The organism is Chryseobacterium sp. JV274, assembly GCF_903969135.1.
Lineage (GTDB): Bacteria > Bacteroidota > Bacteroidia > Flavobacteriales > Weeksellaceae > Chryseobacterium.
In genome coordinates this window covers 1284547-1301890 of the sequence record NZ_LR824569.1, presented here as the reverse complement: position 1 = coordinate 1301890, position 17344 = coordinate 1284547, and the positions used below count along the sequence as shown (strand labels likewise).

The window sequence follows — 17344 nt, the reverse complement described above, 5'->3', positions numbered from 1 at the left end:
AATTAATATTAACGTAAAATTTTTAAAAATGAATTACAAAACCCCTGGAGTTTACGTGGAGGAGCAAGGAAAATTTCCCCCTTCCGTAGCGCAAGTTGAAACGGCTATCCCTGCTTTTATTGGATATACAGCGGATGGACCGAAAAATAAACCAACGAGAATTGTTTCGATGTTGGAGTATGAAGAACTTTTTGGAAAAGCAAACTCTGAAATCTTCGCTGTAGCTTTCAAAGATGGTGTTGCAACAGCAATGCCAACCAAGGTAAGCGACTTTAAAATGTATTATGCCATGCAGATGTATTTTGCCAATGGTGGTGGCCCTTGCTATATTGTTTCTGTAGGAGATTATAAAAGTCCGGAGGCTGTAGATGCTCCTACACCTGCAGAAGCTTTTTTATCAGGTCTTGAATTATTAAAAAAAGAAGATGAACCTACACTGATTGTTTTTCCGGATCTTCAAAGTTTAGTGCCTTCTGATGCTGATGTTGCTGCTGCTCAGGCTGTTGTTACTACAGCTTTAAATGCTAAAAATGTTGCTTCCGCAGCTAAAGGTATTGCAGGTGTTGTTGCAGGTGCTGTTGCAGGTGCTAATGTAGAAGCGGCTGTTGATGCTGCAGTTGCTAAGGCGGCGGAATTTAATGTTCCTAATCCTAACGATTTACAGATTGTGGGAGCTAAGGCTGGTCAGGCTGTTGTAGTGGCGGTTAAGATTGCTGCTGCTGTAGATAATGCTACTGTTGCTACTGTTAAGGCAGCAGCTGATGAGGTTGCGGCTGATTTTGAGACAGATTTTACTACGGCTTCGGCTATGGAGACTGATGCTCTTGCTGCCAGCAGCATTGTTACTGCCAGAGCAGGTAATTCTGTTGCGATTGGCAAAATCTATGCTTTGTACAGCAAGGCTTTAGATCAGGCAGAATTGTTAAAAGACAGATTCGTCATTATGGATGTTCTTGAAGATGCTGCTGATTTTAGAGATAAAGTATCTTCTACAGGTCTGAAATACGGAGCAGCTTATTATCCAAAATTGAAGACTGTTCTAAGCTATGATTTCAAAGATGCTGATATCTTAGTTACCGGTGCATCTGGTATCACAACTTTAGCGGATTTGAAGACTGTTAATTCTGAAATGTATAACCAGGCTAAAAAAGCAATCGAGTCTACATCAGTAGTATTGGCACCGTCATCAGCAATGGCCGGAGTTTATGCAAAAGTAGACAGTACTTCCGGAGTATGGAAATCGCCTGCCAATTTAGGGCTTAGTTTAGTAGAAGCACCAGCAGTAAAAATCTCCAATAAAGAACAAGATCTGCTTAATGTAGATGCTGAATCAGGAAAATCAATTAACGCGATCAGAACTTTTACAGGAAAAGGAAACTTGGTTTGGGGGGCAAGAACGCTGGATGGAAACAGCAACGAATGGAGATACATTTCTGTGCGTCGTTTCTTCAACATGGTAGAAGAATCTGTGAAGAAAGCTACAGAACGTTTCGTCTTTGAACCGAATACTGCCAATACATGGGCTCGTGTACAGGCTATGATCGAAAATTTCCTTGACCAGCAGTGGAGAGACGGTGCATTAGCAGGAAGCAAGCCGGAAGAAGCTTTTTACGTAAGCGTTGGTTTACACAAAACAATGTCTGCTCAGGATATTCTGGAAGGAAGAATGAACATTGAAATCGGAATGGCAGCAGTACGTCCGGCTGAATTTATTGTGTTACGTTTTTCACACAAATTACAGGAAGCATAAAATCAATTAAATAACAATCAAAATTAAAAATAAATTATGAGTACATATCCATTAGTAAAGTTTGCCTTTGAAGTAGATTGGGGTGGAACAAAAGTAGGTTTTCAGGAAGTCAGCGGTTTAAATGTTGAAGCAGCTTTAATTGAATACAGACATGGCGCAAGTCCTGATTTCAGTAAGATTAAAATGCCTGGAATGAAAAGTTTCAGTAACATCACTTTAAAGAGAGGAACTTTCAAAACCGATAATGAATATTTCGACTGGTTCCAAAGTATTCAGCTAAGCACCGTAGAGCGCAGATCTATTACGATTTCTCTTTTAGATGAGACAGGAGCGCCTGCAGTTACATGGAAAGTGAAAAATGCATTCCCGCTTAAGTTACAGTCAACAGATCTGAAAGCTGAAGGTAACGAGGTTGCTATTGAAACGCTGGAAATTGCACACGAAGGATTAACTATTGAAAACAATTAATATTAACTTTAAATTTTTAACAAATGAATTACAAAACACCTGGAGTTTACGTAGAAGAAATTGCGAAATTCCCACCATCTGTAGCACAAGTAGAAACAGCTATCCCGGCTTTTATCGGACATACGGATAAAGGACCAAGAAATGAACCGACAAGAATTTCTTCTATGTTGGAATACGAAACGATTTTTGGAGGAGCAAAAAATGAAAAAACAGCAATCTCTATTAAGATTGAAGATACAGTTGTTACTGCAAATATAGATAATACCAAGGTAAGCCCTTACAAAATGCATTATGCTATGCAAATGTATTTTGCTAATGGTGGTGGACCATGTTATATTGTTTCAGTAGCTGACTATGAAAAAACTCCTGCATTAGGAACGGAAACAGTTGCTGGAGGTCTGTGGTTCGGATTGAAATCACTGGAAAAAGAAGATGAGCCAACGCTTATTGTTTTCCCGGATGCTGAAGTTTTAGGAGCAGATGCTTATAAATTATACAATAAAGCTTTAGATCAGGCAGAAGACTTGAAAGACAGGTTCGTTATTATGGATGTTTTTGAAGATGCTGCTGCTTTTAGAGCTGGAGTAGATGCTGCAGGATTAAAATATGGAGCTGCCTATTATCCAAAATTGGAGACTGTTTTAAGCTATAGCTTTGATGATAAAGACGTTAAAATCGATAGCTATAAAGAAGTAAATGCTGCTGGAGTTCTTGTGGACGTTACAATGCCTCAAAATGGAAATACCTTAGCATGGTTGAAATCAAGAAGTTCAGCATTGTATAACCAGGCTAAAAAAGAAATTGAATCTAAAAGATTGGTATTGACTCCATCTTCATCAATTGCCGGAATTTATGCTAAAGTAGACAGTACTTCCGGAGTATGGAAAGCACCAGCCAACTTAGCAATCAGCAATGTACTGGCACCTGTTGTAAAAATTTCTAATGAAACGCAGGACGGTCTTAACGTAGATTCGGTAGCAGGAAAATCAATCAACGCGATCAGAACTTTTACAGGAAAAGGAACGATGGTTTGGGGAGCAAGAACATTAGACGGTAACAGTAACGAATGGAGGTATGTACCTGTACGTCGTTTCTTCAACATGGTAGAAGAGTCTGTGAAGAAAGCTACAGAACGTTTCGTTTTTGAACCGAATACGGCCAATACATGGGTTCGTGTACAGGCTATGATCGAAAATTTCCTTGACCAGCAGTGGAGAGACGGTGCATTGGCAGGAAGCAAGCCGGAAGAAGCTTTTTACGTAAGCGTTGGTTTACACAAAACAATGTCTGCGCAGGATATTTTAGAAGGAAGAATGATCATTGAAATCGGAATGGCAGCAGTACGTCCGGCTGAATTTATTGTGTTACGTTTTTCACACAAATTACAGGAAGCATAAGCTAAATTAAATAACAAATAAAAATAAATACATTATGAGTACATATCCATTAGTAAAGTTTGCCTTTGAAGTAGATTGGGGCGGAACAAAAGTAGGTTTTCAGGAAGTCAGCGGTTTAAATGTTGAAGCAGCTTTAATTGAATACAGACATGGCGCAAGTCCTGATTTCAGTAAGATTAAAATGCCTGGAATGAAAAGTTTCAGTAATATCACTTTAAAGAGAGGAACTTTCAAAACTGATAACGAATATTTCGACTGGTTCCAAAGTATTCAGCTAAGCACCGTAGAGCGCAGATCTATTACGATTTCTCTTTTAGATGAGACAGGAGCGCCTGCAGTTACATGGAAAGTGAAAAATGCATTCCCACTTAAGTTACAATCAACAGATCTGAAAGCTGAAGGTAACGAGGTTGCTATTGAAACGCTGGAAATTGCACACGAAGGATTAACTATTGAAAATAACTAATCATGGCAGTTTTATATCCTCCAACCAGTTTCTCTTTTATTGTTAATGGGATTTCAACAACAGAGGGTATTGACTCCAGATTTCAATCTATATCTGGTTTATCAACAGAAATTGGAACTGAAGAATATGCCGAAGGAGGAGAAAACAGGTTTACACACCAGCTTCCTTTGAGACCCAAATATCCTAATCTGGTTCTTAAGCGTGGGTTAATCGTAAGTTCCGGATTGATAAGCTGGTGTAGAAATGCGATGGAAAACTTCCAGTTTGAACCCAGAGACCTGATCATTACTCTTTCAGGCGGGATTCAGTCTACAGCACCCCTAATGGTTTGGAATGTAGTTGGAGCATATCCTGTAAGATGGGAAGTATCAGAATTCAACGCAGAAGAAAGCAAACTTGCTATTGAAACAATAGAACTGAAATATAGATATTTCACAATACCCTCATCGTTAGCAAGCTTAGGCTTGTAATTTCTAAATCAAATCTAAGCACCCGAACGTGTGTTAGTTTAAAGATAATATTTACCCAAATCTTTTTTCATAAAAAACAACAGATTGGTCTATAACAGAGACTGAACACACCCTTCATGTGCTTAGATTTTTAAAAATAAATATGTTAAATCATTGGTTATTAGTGTTTTGAATATTAATGATCGATTAAAAAACAAACAAAATGCCAATAGAAATAAAAGAGCTTCACATTAAAATAAATGTGGACGAAAAAGCAGAAGCAACGACGACTGGCACATCGGTAGATGAAGCACAGCTCATGCGCGCAATCAGCGAAAGTGTAGAACAGGCAGCAAAGATAGAAAACCGTAAAAAAGAAAGATAATGAGAGGAGCAATTCAAAAACTGACAATCGGAACATACGAAAACTCTGATTATGAAAAAAGAGTTCAGAGCGGTGCTTTTAAAGCTTTTATCAATCCGACAGGTTTTTCTATGACCTATAAAACGAAATATAATAAAGATCAGGCAGATGGTAATTCTAAACCTAATTTAGGATACACCTCATCAGCATCACCTGATTTACAATTAGAATTTCTATTTGATGGGACAGGAGTTACAGAAGCGAATTCAGGGCTTAAACTGATCAATAAAATTAAAGGGAAATCGTTTGCAAAAACAGCTGTAACAAAACAGATTGAAGATTTTTATAAGGCAACAAGCGAGCTGGAAGGTTCTATCCATAAACCTTATAATGTTATCCTTAATTGGGGAAGTTTTGAATTTAAAGGAGTGCTTTCTGAATTAACGATAGAATATAAATTATTTGATAACGAAGGCCAGCCTCTGAGAGCTATAGGAAAGGCAACATTCAGTGAATCAACAAGTCCTAAACTTGCCGGTAAAATTGAAGATAAACAATCTCCGGATCTTACCCACAAAAGAACAGTACAAGCTGGCGATACACTGCCATTAATGACTGAAAGAATTTACGGAGATTCCAAATATTATCTGGAGGTCGCTAAAGTAAACAATCTTGTCAATTTCAGACAGCTAAAACCAGGGCAGGAATTATTCTTTCCGCCATTAGAAAAAGTTTCATGATATGAATAATAGCGGATACATACAAACAGCAAAAAATCCAGATTTAGTCACCCATAAGGTCATGTCTGGAGGCACAGAACTGCCGGGGAAGTACGGGGTGAAAAGCATTGTCGTGGAAAAAGAAGTCAACAGAATTCCTTATGCCCGCATTGTTATTTTAGACGGAAGTGTACCGGAGCAGGATTTCAAGCTCAGTAATGAAGAGCTGTTGATTCCCGGAAAAGAAATTGAGATTACCGCTGGATACCATTCTGAAGAAGAAACCATTTTTAAAGGAGTTGTTGTAAAACACAACATAAAAATCAGAAACGGTTCTTCTTACCTGATTGTAGAATGCAGAGATAAGGCCGTAAAAATGACCTTAGGAAGAAAAAGCAAGTACTTCTACGAAAGCACAGACAGTGATGTCATGGAAGAACTCATTAGTAATAACGGGCTTACTGCCGATGTTGAAGCTACTTCAAATTCACATAAGGAATTGGTTCAGTACCAGGCTTCCGATTGGGATTTCATGCTTACCAGAGCGCAGGCAAACGGTAAACTTTGTTTCGTTGAAGATGGAACCATCAAAATTGCTAAGCCTGATTTTAGTGCTGAAGCCGTAGAAACGGTGGTTTACGGATCATCCATACATGAATTTGATGGAGAAATTGATGCCAGAGACCAATTCAGTAAAATTACAGCCAAAACATGGAGCTATACTGATCAGGAACTTACAGAAGTTGAAGCTCAGGATCCGGCGATTAATCTCAACGGAAATCTTTCATCAGGTGATTTGGCAGATGTTTTCGGAATTGAAGACCTGCAGCTTAAGCATGGTGGAAATCTTACTCAGGGAGAACTGCAGGAATGGGGTGATGCCAAAGCAACTTTCCAGCAATTAGCCAAAACAAGAGGAAGAGTAAAACTCCAGGGAATCCCATCTGTGATACCAGGAGCTTCATTAACACTACAGGGAGTAGGGAACCGTTTCAACGGGAAAATATACGTAACCGGTGTCCGCCATGAAATCGCTGAAGGAAATTGGCTGGTGGATGCTCAATTCGGACTTTCTCCAACATGGTTTTCAGAAACCTATGATGTAAGTGAAATGCCGGGTTCAGGAATTATCCCTGCCATAAGCGGATTACATGTAGGAGTAGTGTCTCAATTGGAATCAGATCCGGACGGAGAAGACAGAATTTTAGTGCAGATCCCCATCATCAATAACGAAGAAGAAGGAATTTGGGCACGTATTGCTACTCTTGATGCCGGAGAAAACAGAGGATCATTCTTCAGACCGGAAATCGGAGACGAAGTCATCATCGGATTTATTAATGATGATCCCAATGATGCCGTGGTACTCGGAATGCTAAACAGCAGTGCAAAACCAGCTCCCATTGTAGCCTCTGATGATAACCATGAAAAAGGATTTGTTACCCGAAGCGAAATGAAAATGATCTTTAATGACGACAAAATTTCGTACACACTGGAAACCCCAAAAGGTAAAAAAGTGATTGTAGATGAAGATGCCGATGTCATTACAATAAAAGATGAGCATTCTAATACTCTTACCCTTAATAAAGACGGTATCAGTATGGAAAGCGGAAAAGACATTAAGATCAAAGCAAAAGGCGACATTAATATGGAAGGAACCAATATCAATGTAAAAGCAAGTGCTCAATTCAAAGCAGAAGGAAGTTCCGGTTCAGAGCTTAAATCAGGAGCAGTAACAGTAGTAAAAGGATCTCAAGTTAAAATTAATTAATAATCATGAAACCGGCAGCAAGAATTACAGATATGCATACCTGCCCTATGGTAACGGGAACTGTTCCCCATGTAGGAGGTCCTATAATTCCGGCAGGAGAACCCACAGTGCTTATCGGCGGAATGCCCGCAGCAAGACAAGGAGACAAAGCATTATGTACCGGGCCACCGGACACCATTGCTTCAGGATCTTCAAGTGTTTTAATAGGCGGGAAACCTGCCGCAAGAATGGGAGATTCTACCGCTCATGGAGGGGTAATAACCGCGGGTGATGCTACTGTTTTAATAGGCGGATAATATGGAGGGCAGCTTTTAATACAATCATAAGCTCTCTTAGAAATAACATCTGAACTAAAATAAAAATGTAAAACATCAATAACAAAACGGTTAGAATAACCAAAAAACTCTATGCTACAGATGCAAGATGTGAACATTAAATATAACAAATAACGTATGAAAATAAATACAGATTTTTTAGGAACAGGCTGGAGTTTTCCGCCTGAGTTTAACGAAACTGAAGGAAAACTGGCCATGACCACAGATGTAGAAGACATCAATAACAGCCTTAAGATTTTATTGTCAACACGCCCAGGTGAACGTGTAATGTTCCCAAACTACGGGTGTGACTTGCAGGAAATGCTCTTTAAACCGCTGGACTTAACGCTGATTACCCAAATGAAAGGAATCGTTGAGCGTGCTATTTTATATCATGAACCCAGAATAAACATTCTAAGTATTGAAATAGATGCTCAGGAAGAGCTTCAGGGAGAAGTTTTGATACAGGTTGACTACGAAGTAAGAAATACTAATACAAGAAGCAATATGGTTTTCCCTTTTTACAAAGGAGAAGCTACCGAAATATAATGAATTACGGGATGTCTGTAGCCATTTTGAATACTACCAAACACTACAATAAGTATTGCATCTGACCATAGAAAGATAAATATAAACAAATGAAAAAAACAGATACATTTTCACATTATCGTGAAGGAAAATCACAAATGCAGCGCTTTTTAGCAGAATTAGATCCTGGGAATCTTGAGTTACACGATTTCGATTTGTTTGACTGGCTATTATTCGCCAACAATTTTGCTCAACGTGTAAACTATTTTGACAAAGGTAATAATACAACACCAAAAGGAAACTGGGGAAACTTCTTCCTGGGTGATGATGCCAATGCGATCCCACGCAGAGAGAGCGTTGAGTATAAAAGTATGAAAAAACAGGTTACAGATCTTATGTCCCAGTTTGAACAGGATAGCAGCCTGACCCCTCACCTGACATTATTTGTCTGCTTTTTAAAATTATTAGATTTCTCAAAAAATGCCTTCAATAATCTGACTAAAAGGCACCTGGATTTCTATTATAACGAAATTCTTCAAATTAAGAAAAACGACGCCAAATCAGACAAGGTCTATGTGATTTTTGAACTCGCCAAAAAAGCGATTCAGGAAAAAATTCCAGCCGGTACATTGCTGGATGGAGGTAAAGACGCTGATGGAAAAAAACGAATCTACACTACAGGTGATGAACTTATTGCCAATCAGGCAAAAGTAGTAGAGATTAAAAGTTTCTTAAATGATGTTGAAAAAAGAGAACTGAAAATGGCTCCGGTAGCCAACTCTGCTGATGGTATGGGAGATAAATTACCGGAAGACAGCAACTACTGGTGGCCGTTTGGATATAATTCTGATGAAACCGTTTCAAATAAATCTATTTATAAAGAACTTCCAAAAGCTAAACTGGGTTTTTCAATAGCCTCTTCATTATTAGATTTAAAAGAAGGGGAACGTACGGTCACTCTTAAGATCGATTTTAATAAAAATTCAACCCAGAAATTACAAAATCTTTCAAAAACAGATATTGAAAATAATATCAAAGTGCTTTGCAGCGGGGAAAAAGAATGGTTATCAGGTGTTGTTTTAAAATGTATTAAAAACGAAGAAGCAAGATTAGAACTTTCTTTTACATTATCTAAAGATTTCCCGGCAGTTGTAAAATATAATAAAGAAGTGCTGGCAGAAACATTTCAAACCAGCTTTCCTGTTATAAGATTGATGATTGAAGGAGAAAAATATTACGATATGTACGAAGCTCTTTCAGAAAAATTAATAAAAAATATTGAAATAGCAGTTGATGTAAAAGGCGTAAAATCAATTCAGATAGAAAATGACAACGGAACATTAAATTCAGAAAAGCCTTATTATCCTTTTACCGCACAACCTGTTAAAGGATCTAATTTTTATATCAAATGTCCTGAAATGTTTTCCAAAAAATGGCAGAACGCGGACATTACGATCAACTGGAAAAATGCTCCGGATTCTATAAAAGATTTATATAGCGGATACGTCATTCAGCCTAATCAAAACATCAGTTTAAACGATTTTGAATCTTTAAAAAACTCCTCAATTGTAGGTTCTGATGGTTACTTTAAAGCAGATGTCGCCTTGCTGGATAAGGAAATCTGGTATGAAAAAGCCAATGATATTGATGTATTCAGTAAAGTAAGAGACGCTTATAAAGTCCAATTTTCTGTAAATAATACAAGCAATGAGGCCGGGACAAGTGAGACGATCAGGTTGACACTTAATCAGTCATCATTACAGGATGTATATCCTAAACTGTATACATTGGCATTATCAAGTAATCCGAGTTTAAAAAAACTTATTCCCAACGAACCGTATATTCCTTTTGCTGAAGATATAGAGCTGAATTACAGCGCAAAAGAAAATGCATATTCGTACTTAGAAAGAAAATCTGCCGGAGAAGCTTCAAAAAATAAAGAAGTACAGCTGTATCATGAGGATGTATTCGGACAGTATGAAAAAGAAGTCGAAACCAACAGCATTGTACCTGTACATCAAAATGGAGGCGAATTATACATCGGTTTGGAAGCAATGCCTCAGACGACAGTTTCACTATTGATCCAAATGCTGGAAGGAAGTGAAAATCCTTTGGTGGAGACCTTCCTGGAAAAAGAATTTATAGAATGGCATATCCTTTCAAACAATACATGGATGAGTTTGTCGAATTATATGCTGCAGAACGAGACCAGAAAGTTCCTGGAATCAGGGATTGTCAAGTTTAAAGTGCCTAAGGACGTTGATAAAAGCCACACAAGATTTACCGACGGATTAGTCTGGATCAGAGCCAAATCACAAAGAAGTTATGATGCAGTATGTAAAATTCAGGGAATCTATACGCAGGCTGTTTTAGCGACATTTCAGAATCAGGACAATGACCTGTCTCACCTTAATAACGGACTGGAAGCAAAAACTATTGCTAAACTTATCACAAGAGTTCCTCAGGTAAAATCGGTTAGCCAACCTTATAACTCGTTTGACGGTAAATACAAAGAAACCGATACTGAGTTTTACAGACGGGTAAGTGAACGATTGAGACATAAGCACAGAGCTATTACCCAATGGGATTACGAACATTTGGTATTACAGGAGTTCCCGGAAGTCTTTAAGGTAAAATGTTTAAATCATACTTCCGAAACATCCTATATGGCTCCGGGCCATGTAACCCTGATGGTGGTTCCAAATATTAAAAATAAAAATGCTTTTGATGTCTATCAGCCGAGAGTAAGCCGAGCTTCGCTAAATAAGATTCAGAATTATGTAAATGAATTAAATACAATGCATGTGAAAGCTCAGGTGATCAATCCCAATTACAAAGAAGCGAAAGTAGAAACAAAGGTCAAGTTCTTTGAGCAGTACGATGAAACATTTTACACCAAACAGCTGGACGAAGATATTAAAAAATACATATCGCCCTGGGCTTTTACAGACTCTGAAAATATTGATTTTAATGTAGAGTTGAATGTTAATCAGTTGGTTAACTATCTGGAGCAGCTGTATTATGTAGACTACATTGATGATATTAAAATATTGGTGAACAATGTTCCGCAAAGGCAGTCTTTAATCGAAGTAGATCCAAAATCAATTCTGGTATCTGCCAAACAGCACAATGTCACTATTACAGAGCAGGTATGTATTTAATAATAAATAAGAAGAAACATAATCATGTCAGAAAATAAACATATTAGTATATCAAAAAATATAGAAACCGGGGATCAGACAGATTTTCATTTTCTACGCAAAACCGGGGTTGAATACATAGAGAAGTTAGGAGGAAAACTATGGACCGATTATAACTCGCATGATCCTGGGATCACCACGTTGGAAGTTTTAAGCTATGCCATAACGGATCTTGGGATGAGGATGAACCTGAATATGGAAGATATCTTAGCATCTGATGATGTAAAAAATGACATTCATACCCAGTTTTTAAAGGCTGCAGAAATTTTACCTTCAAGACCTTTAAACGAGCTGGACTACAGAAAGTTGTTTATAGATATTAACATGGCAGGAAGTCTTACAAGACCGATCCGCAACTGTTGGTTAGTCCCTAAAAATGAAAAATTATACGTTGATTGCAAAACAGGAGATTTAGACTTTAAACCCATTGGAGACACTACACAAAGTTTTAACGTAAAAGGATTGTATGATCTGTATGTAGACTATGCTGAAGAGATTGATACGGATGGTATAGGATGTGAAAAATCTAATGTCAATATCAAAATATTAGACAGTTACCATGCCAACAGAGGGCTTTGCGAAGATCTGGCGGAGATTAAAGAAGTTGAAATCCAGAAAGTTGCAGTATGTGCCCGTATAGGACTTGTCAACAAAGCAGATGAGGAACTGGTGCATGCTAAAGTAATCAGAACGATCAATAATTATCTTTCTCCTGAGGTTCATTTTTATTCATTGAAGCAAATGCTGGACAAAGGCCTGACTACAGATCAGATCTTTGAAGGACCTCTTTTGGATAACGGTTTTATCGATACTGAAGAGCTTAGAAACAGCCAGTTAAGAACAGAAGTTCGTCTTTCCGATATCATCAGTGAAATCATGAAGATTGAAGGGGTTAAAGAAATTCATGACGTTTCTATTGCAGGTTGTGACAGTGTGATCAAACAAAATAACGACTGGCTGATCTGTATTGAAAAAGGCAGAAAACCGGAACTGTGTGAACTGAGCTCATTCAGCTACAGTAAAGGATCTCTTCCGTTAAATATCAACGACAAAAAAGTTCAGGAATACTTAGAAACTCTTAAAAGGGAAGAAGAAGTGCTCAGAGAGGATGCAAGACAGAATAAAGAATTGGCTTTGCCGCAAGGAACTTCATATGATATTGCAAACTATGCTACTATTCTGAATGAATTTCCGGATACCTATGGAGTAGGAGAATCAGGAATTATAGGGAATCAATCCCCGGAGAGAGAAGCTTTGGCCAAACAGATGAAAGGGTATTTGTTATTTTTTGATCAGATCCTTGCCGGCTATTTCAAACATCTTGAAAAAGTAAAAGAAGTATTAAGCATCAATGGTAAGCTAAAAAGAACCTTTTTTACACAGGCTCTTAAGAATATTAAAGGGTTTGATGAACTGGTTTCTGAATACGATACCGAAAATGATGATCAGCTTACAGATTCATTGTATAAAGAGTTGGATAACAGTGTGGAACGTAAAAATGAAGTTTTGGATCATTTGATCTCCCGTTTTGCCGAAACATTCAGTGACTATACTTTCTTAATGAAATCCCTGTATGGGAAATCTACCGATGAAATTGTCTTAGGTAATAAAGAAAATTTCTTAAAAGAATATTCATCATTAAGTAAAGACAGAGGGTTAGGTTATAATTACACCTTAATCGGAGATTCAGATCTTTGGAATACCAGTAATATTTCCGGTGTTCAGAAAAGAATCGCCCGTTTGTTGGGAATTAAAGATTATACCCAAAGAAACTTATCGCAGTCGCCGGTTTCCATTATTGAAACAATAGATAATGCCGGTAAAAAAACGTATACATGGAAAATAAAAGATGCTGGTAACAATATTATCTTATCATCTGTAAATAGTTATACGACTGAGCATATTGCAATCAAAAACCTGAATGAAGCCATTTATCAGACCATTCAGATCGATCAGGAAGATCTTGAAAATGCATTAGCTACACTGGATGAGAAGAATCCTGCAGATACATTAGAAAAACTGAAAAACTGTGAAAAGGATTACTGTTTAATTGGAAATATAAAAATCCGTGTTTCATTGGGAGGGAACTATTATTTTGAAATTCTGGATGACAGTGGTCAACAAAATGTTATTGCTGTTCACAAAAAGACCAATCCTTATTCAGAATTGAAAGACCTGAAAAAAGGAATTGAAGAGACGATTAATTATTTCAAATATGAATTTACAGAAGAGGGTATTTTCCTTGTTGAGCATTTATTATTAAAGCCAACCACTAAAGATTATAAACTCATGGGCGGTATTGGCTGCATGTCTGTCGGAGGTACTTTCAGAATCATGTATGACCTGGAAGAAGAAAATCCTGCAACAGATCCGATAGAATATTCGGAAGCCTTTATGTCTTCTTGCGAAGAAAACTGCGAAACAGACGTTTTTGACCCTTATTCTTACAGGGTGAGTGTTGTTCTTCCTGGCTTTGCCTATCGTTTTCAGGATCCTGATTTCAGACGTTATGCAGAAACAGTGATCAGACAGGAAATTCCGGCTCATGTTTTAGCAAAAATTTGCTGGGTGGGAGATCGTTTGAGTGAAAAACAAACTGCTCAGAATGATTTGGCTGAATTTGAAGTAGCCTTTAAAAAATACCTTTCAGATAAGTCAAGAAACAATATTGCGAATCTCGGAAACAGCATTACAAATTTATTGACTGCTCTTAGCCATTTGAATAATATCTATAGACCGGGAAGACTGTTGGACTGCGACGCCAGTGATAGTGACATTCTGGATGGAAAAATCATATTAGGACAATCGAACTTATCAAAAAAAATTGAAAAATAATGAATACCAAATTAGACAATGTAACAACCCAATATAGAAAGTTCAACGACAATCAGGCGTTAACTGAAGGGCAATTAAACGAATTTATAGATTATTTTGAAGATCAGGACAGACTATCAAGAACCCGTCTGAGCGGCGTGGGGATAGTGTGTGGTTTTCAATCGGAATATGTAGAGCTTGAAATCTCACCTTCTTTAGCAGAAAAAACATTCAGACCCGGAGATAGAGATCTTGAGGAGATTCCTTTTGATACGATTGCTATTACACAAGGAGCTGGGGTGACTACGGATGGAGACTTAATAACACTGCGTAAGGCAGGAAGCAAAAACTCAGAGGTTACCATTGATTTCCAGGCTAAAAATTATAGATACTATAGAAATTATATTGATGTCGTAGGATATGAGCATTTTCGTATCGGAGGGCAGCAAATCCCTCTTTTAGAATTGTTTACAACACAAGAGTATACAAAGTTAGTGAACGAAGGAGCTAACGCCGGGGATTTTAAACAGGTAATAGATATTCGTAGTTCGTTAAATGATAAAATTGTAATTCTGTATTTAGAAAGTTATTCTAATGATGAAAATCCATGTCAGGATGCAGATTGTGACAATAACGGGGCTGAGCAGGTTTCTAATCTTAAAGTACTTCTGGCAGATTCAGCATCTGTTTCAGAGCTTATTGCGAAAGGTGATGCAAAAGATGCTATCTATAAACAACACAATACTTATGAAAAGCTTTTTGACAGTTTACCGAACATACAGGCTAAAAGAGTTATTTTGGATATCGAAGTTAAAACAGCTTTACAATTAAAAACAAAATTCAAAGAATCAATCACTGCTGTTGCAGATTTAAGCCAGGGCTTTGACTCTATTGCAGATACTTTTAACGTGAGTGTCAACCTGGGAGGGCAAACGCTTATCGATAAATTGAATTCCTTATTGTCTATGACGACAACAGGTTTGGAGGATTATCAATACCGATATGATTTACTGAAGGATTTGATTGATACCTACAATGAAATAAAAGATCTGATCCTGCATCTGAACGCTGAGTGTTGCCCGGATATTACTTCATTCCCAAAACACCTGATGTTAGGTCCTGTGGGAGCAAAACAGGAATTAGGGCAGTACACCCCTTTACGTCATGGATTTTACAATTCACCTGTAACAACAAATGATGATGAGAATTATGAAAGAGTTGTAATGCTTGCCAACCGTTTTGTGCAGAAAATCAATGGATTTCAAACCTATATCGGACGCATTAAAATTACACCTTCCAATCTTAATGTAAGGCTGGGTAATAAGGCAATACCATATTACTATAATGTGGATCAGCCTTTATTGGCTCAGTGGAACTTTGAAAAAGCAAAAACCGATAGAGCCGCTTACAATCTAAGTTATCATACAACCAATCTGGCAGGAGAAGATTTTATTCAGAATCCGCTGAATTATAACATTGACAATAATGATTTCTATAGAATTGAAGGTCACCTAGGAATGCCTTATAAAACAGCATTGCAAAACATCAATGACCTTAAAACACAATACGGATTAGCTTTTGATGTCATTGCATTGGTTCTGGATAAAGGCGAAAAACCTGGCGGCGAGCCGCCAGTCAGAGAAAAAACAGTGTCGATAGACGAGCTCAGAAAGCAGCTGGTGTCCATTTCCAGTGATGTTAGCAACAGAACATTCAATTCACAAAATACTTTACTGAATATCTCTAAACTGGATGAACAGTTAAGACTGCTGAACCAGGCCGAATTCTCAAAAGAAGGATCACCTGAAGGAATTACCGTTGTAAAACAAGATCCTAAAAAAGATGATGTTGTAAGTGAGCTTTTAAGTGAGTTTCTGGAGCGAAAATCAGGACTGGAGCACAAGGGCGGAGTAGAACCGGGCGGAACTATTGCTTTGGTTTATTATTCTGAGGCTGATAATCAGGTGCTTGCAGACTTTTCGTTACCTTACTTATGTTGTTCTAAAAAAGATCCTGCATTCCTGTCATTACCGAGCAGCAAGCTATGTCAGAAAGATGCTCCGATTGCTATGACAATTGTTCCGACAGACGGACAGGTAAAAGCATTTGTAAATGGTACTCAGGTTCCTGCGGTTACACAATCCGGAGGTCAGAGCTTCTTCGATCCAGGGTTGGTGAATGCAATTTACTTTGGACAAACCATTACATTTACTGTGGATGATGATCCGGTAGAAGCACAGATGGTCGTATATGCACAACCGAATGTATCTGTTACTACAGGTACCGTGAGCTATGATGCTCCTACGATGGACGAGAATGCCAACAATCCGGATGCTACAGTTGAATTTAATGTTGCCGGGGACTTTACAGGTCTTACATTTACCTGGAATTTTGATGATGGTACTCCAATACAGCATAATGAGGCGCCTGCTAACAAAAAGATCCACGTGTACAAACTGGTTGCAGGACAAGAAAAAACTTTCAATCCAATACTTACAGTAACCAATACTAATGGTTGTAGTACGGTGTACAAATTAGCTCCGCTTAAATTAAAAGGTCAATCCACTATTGCATGTTTAAGTGGTATGAGAGTGGTTATTCAGTACAGAGATGATGTAGACCAAGGTCACGTTTGTAATGATGCTACTTTCAACTTAAAAGGAAATGATATTGTAATAGGAGGGATCAATCCATACCCTGGTTTTGTTGGAAATATACATTTAAGTAATACAGGAGGTAATCAGGATAGAGGTAATCATAAACCTGGTACTCCTGCGTTGAGCAGATATAATGAAATTACGATCACTCAGGCTGAAGCGAAACAAATGGCATCACAATCATTGGATGGCTTTGTAGAGTTTTCACTTGAATGTGCATTACCTCCTAGTAACAGACCACCAACAGGTTGTCACCAGGATGTTGCTTATACAGAAATCTTCTTAGCAAACGCTACTATTCCTATTTATAAAGGGTATCCAAATGGGAATTTCCTAAAAATAAACCCTTGTACAGGAGTGACAAAATAATAGTCAAATAATAACTTCATAGACAGTCTGAATTGTCTATGAAGTTTATTAAAAGACCTTAATAAATCATTAAAAATGAAC

At 37.8% G+C, this 17344-nt stretch carries 13 protein-coding genes; all 13 read left to right on the top strand.

Going from position 1 to position 17344, the window contains the following annotated elements:
* Positions 1-28 precede the first annotated feature (28 nt).
* The 13 genes from CHRYMOREF3P_RS24075 (at position 29) to CHRYMOREF3P_RS05900 (ending at position 17263) form a co-directional block, all read left to right on the top strand.
* Complete coding sequence (locus CHRYMOREF3P_RS24075; protein WP_077418672.1) at positions 29-1750, top strand: phage tail sheath family protein; 1722 nt, start codon at positions 29-31, stop codon at positions 1748-1750.
* Positions 1751-1786: 36 nt separating this feature from the next.
* Entirely contained in the window at positions 1787-2218 is a 432-nt protein-coding gene (locus CHRYMOREF3P_RS05955; protein ID WP_047378138.1) for a phage tail protein, read from the top strand.
* 23 nt (positions 2219-2241) lie between these two features.
* Positions 2242-3615 (top strand): phage tail sheath family protein, encoded by a 1374-nt coding sequence (locus tag CHRYMOREF3P_RS05950; protein WP_180564106.1) that lies wholly within the window; start codon positions 2242-2244, stop codon positions 3613-3615.
* Between the two features lie 34 nt (positions 3616-3649).
* Positions 3650-4081 carry a phage tail protein gene (locus CHRYMOREF3P_RS05945; protein ID WP_047378138.1) on the top strand — a complete coding sequence of 144 codons (432 nt, stop codon included), beginning with the start codon at positions 3650-3652 and terminating at the stop codon, positions 4079-4081.
* Between the two features lie 2 nt (positions 4082-4083).
* Positions 4084-4551: a phage tail protein gene (locus tag CHRYMOREF3P_RS05940; RefSeq protein ID WP_047388278.1), complete on the top strand. Its 468-nt coding sequence runs from the start codon at positions 4084-4086 to the stop codon at positions 4549-4551.
* Positions 4552-4753: 202 nt separating this feature from the next.
* On the top strand, positions 4754-4915 hold the full coding sequence (locus CHRYMOREF3P_RS05935; RefSeq protein WP_175627276.1) for a DUF5908 family protein: 162 nt from the start codon (positions 4754-4756) through the stop codon (positions 4913-4915).
* A complete protein-coding gene (locus CHRYMOREF3P_RS05930) occupies positions 4915-5634 on the top strand; it encodes a CIS tube protein (protein ID WP_077418675.1) in 720 nt (239 codons plus the stop codon). The genes CHRYMOREF3P_RS05935 and CHRYMOREF3P_RS05930 overlap by 1 nt, the downstream gene beginning before the upstream one ends.
* Position 5635: 1 nt before the next feature.
* On the top strand, positions 5636-7381 hold the full coding sequence (vgrG, locus tag CHRYMOREF3P_RS05925; protein ID WP_180564105.1) for a type VI secretion system tip protein VgrG: 1746 nt from the start codon (positions 5636-5638) through the stop codon (positions 7379-7381).
* Between the two features lie 5 nt (positions 7382-7386).
* Positions 7387-7677, top strand: a complete 291-nt coding sequence (locus CHRYMOREF3P_RS05920) for a PAAR domain-containing protein (RefSeq protein WP_077418677.1) — start codon at positions 7387-7389, stop codon at positions 7675-7677.
* A gap of 156 nt (positions 7678-7833) precedes the next feature.
* Positions 7834-8244, top strand: a complete 411-nt coding sequence (locus tag CHRYMOREF3P_RS05915; RefSeq protein ID WP_077418678.1) for a GPW/gp25 family protein — start codon at positions 7834-7836, stop codon at positions 8242-8244.
* An 89-nt stretch (positions 8245-8333) separates the two neighbouring features.
* Positions 8334-11384: a baseplate J/gp47 family protein gene (locus CHRYMOREF3P_RS05910; protein WP_180564104.1), complete on the top strand. Its 3051-nt coding sequence runs from the start codon at positions 8334-8336 to the stop codon at positions 11382-11384.
* Positions 11385-11408: 24 nt separating this feature from the next.
* Entirely contained in the window at positions 11409-14258 is a 2850-nt protein-coding gene (locus CHRYMOREF3P_RS05905) for a hypothetical protein (RefSeq protein WP_180564103.1), read from the top strand.
* The gene (locus tag CHRYMOREF3P_RS05900) at positions 14258-17263 is read left to right on the top strand and encodes a PKD domain-containing protein (protein WP_180564102.1); all 3006 of its coding nucleotides are present in this window, start codon (positions 14258-14260) and stop codon (positions 17261-17263) included. The genes CHRYMOREF3P_RS05905 and CHRYMOREF3P_RS05900 overlap by 1 nt, the downstream gene beginning before the upstream one ends.
* Positions 17264-17344 lie beyond the last annotated feature (81 nt).

Coding starts and splice junctions, on each gene's coding strand:
- CHRYMOREF3P_RS24075 (WP_077418672.1), top strand. CDS start 29: ATGAATTACAAAACCCCTGGAGTTTACGTGGAGGAGCAAGGAAAATTT.
- CHRYMOREF3P_RS05955 (WP_047378138.1), top strand. CDS start 1,787: ATGAGTACATATCCATTAGTAAAGTTTGCCTTTGAAGTAGATTGGGGT.
- CHRYMOREF3P_RS05950 (WP_180564106.1), top strand. CDS start 2,242: ATGAATTACAAAACACCTGGAGTTTACGTAGAAGAAATTGCGAAATTC.
- CHRYMOREF3P_RS05945 (WP_047378138.1), top strand. CDS start 3,650: ATGAGTACATATCCATTAGTAAAGTTTGCCTTTGAAGTAGATTGGGGC.
- CHRYMOREF3P_RS05940 (WP_047388278.1), top strand. CDS start 4,084: ATGGCAGTTTTATATCCTCCAACCAGTTTCTCTTTTATTGTTAATGGG.
- CHRYMOREF3P_RS05935 (WP_175627276.1), top strand. CDS start 4,754: ATGCCAATAGAAATAAAAGAGCTTCACATTAAAATAAATGTGGACGAA.
- CHRYMOREF3P_RS05930 (WP_077418675.1), top strand. CDS start 4,915: ATGAGAGGAGCAATTCAAAAACTGACAATCGGAACATACGAAAACTCT.
- vgrG (WP_180564105.1), top strand. CDS start 5,636: ATGAATAATAGCGGATACATACAAACAGCAAAAAATCCAGATTTAGTC.
- CHRYMOREF3P_RS05920 (WP_077418677.1), top strand. CDS start 7,387: ATGAAACCGGCAGCAAGAATTACAGATATGCATACCTGCCCTATGGTA.
- CHRYMOREF3P_RS05915 (WP_077418678.1), top strand. CDS start 7,834: ATGAAAATAAATACAGATTTTTTAGGAACAGGCTGGAGTTTTCCGCCT.
- CHRYMOREF3P_RS05910 (WP_180564104.1), top strand. CDS start 8,334: ATGAAAAAAACAGATACATTTTCACATTATCGTGAAGGAAAATCACAA.
- CHRYMOREF3P_RS05905 (WP_180564103.1), top strand. CDS start 11,409: ATGTCAGAAAATAAACATATTAGTATATCAAAAAATATAGAAACCGGG.
- CHRYMOREF3P_RS05900 (WP_180564102.1), top strand. CDS start 14,258: ATGAATACCAAATTAGACAATGTAACAACCCAATATAGAAAGTTCAAC.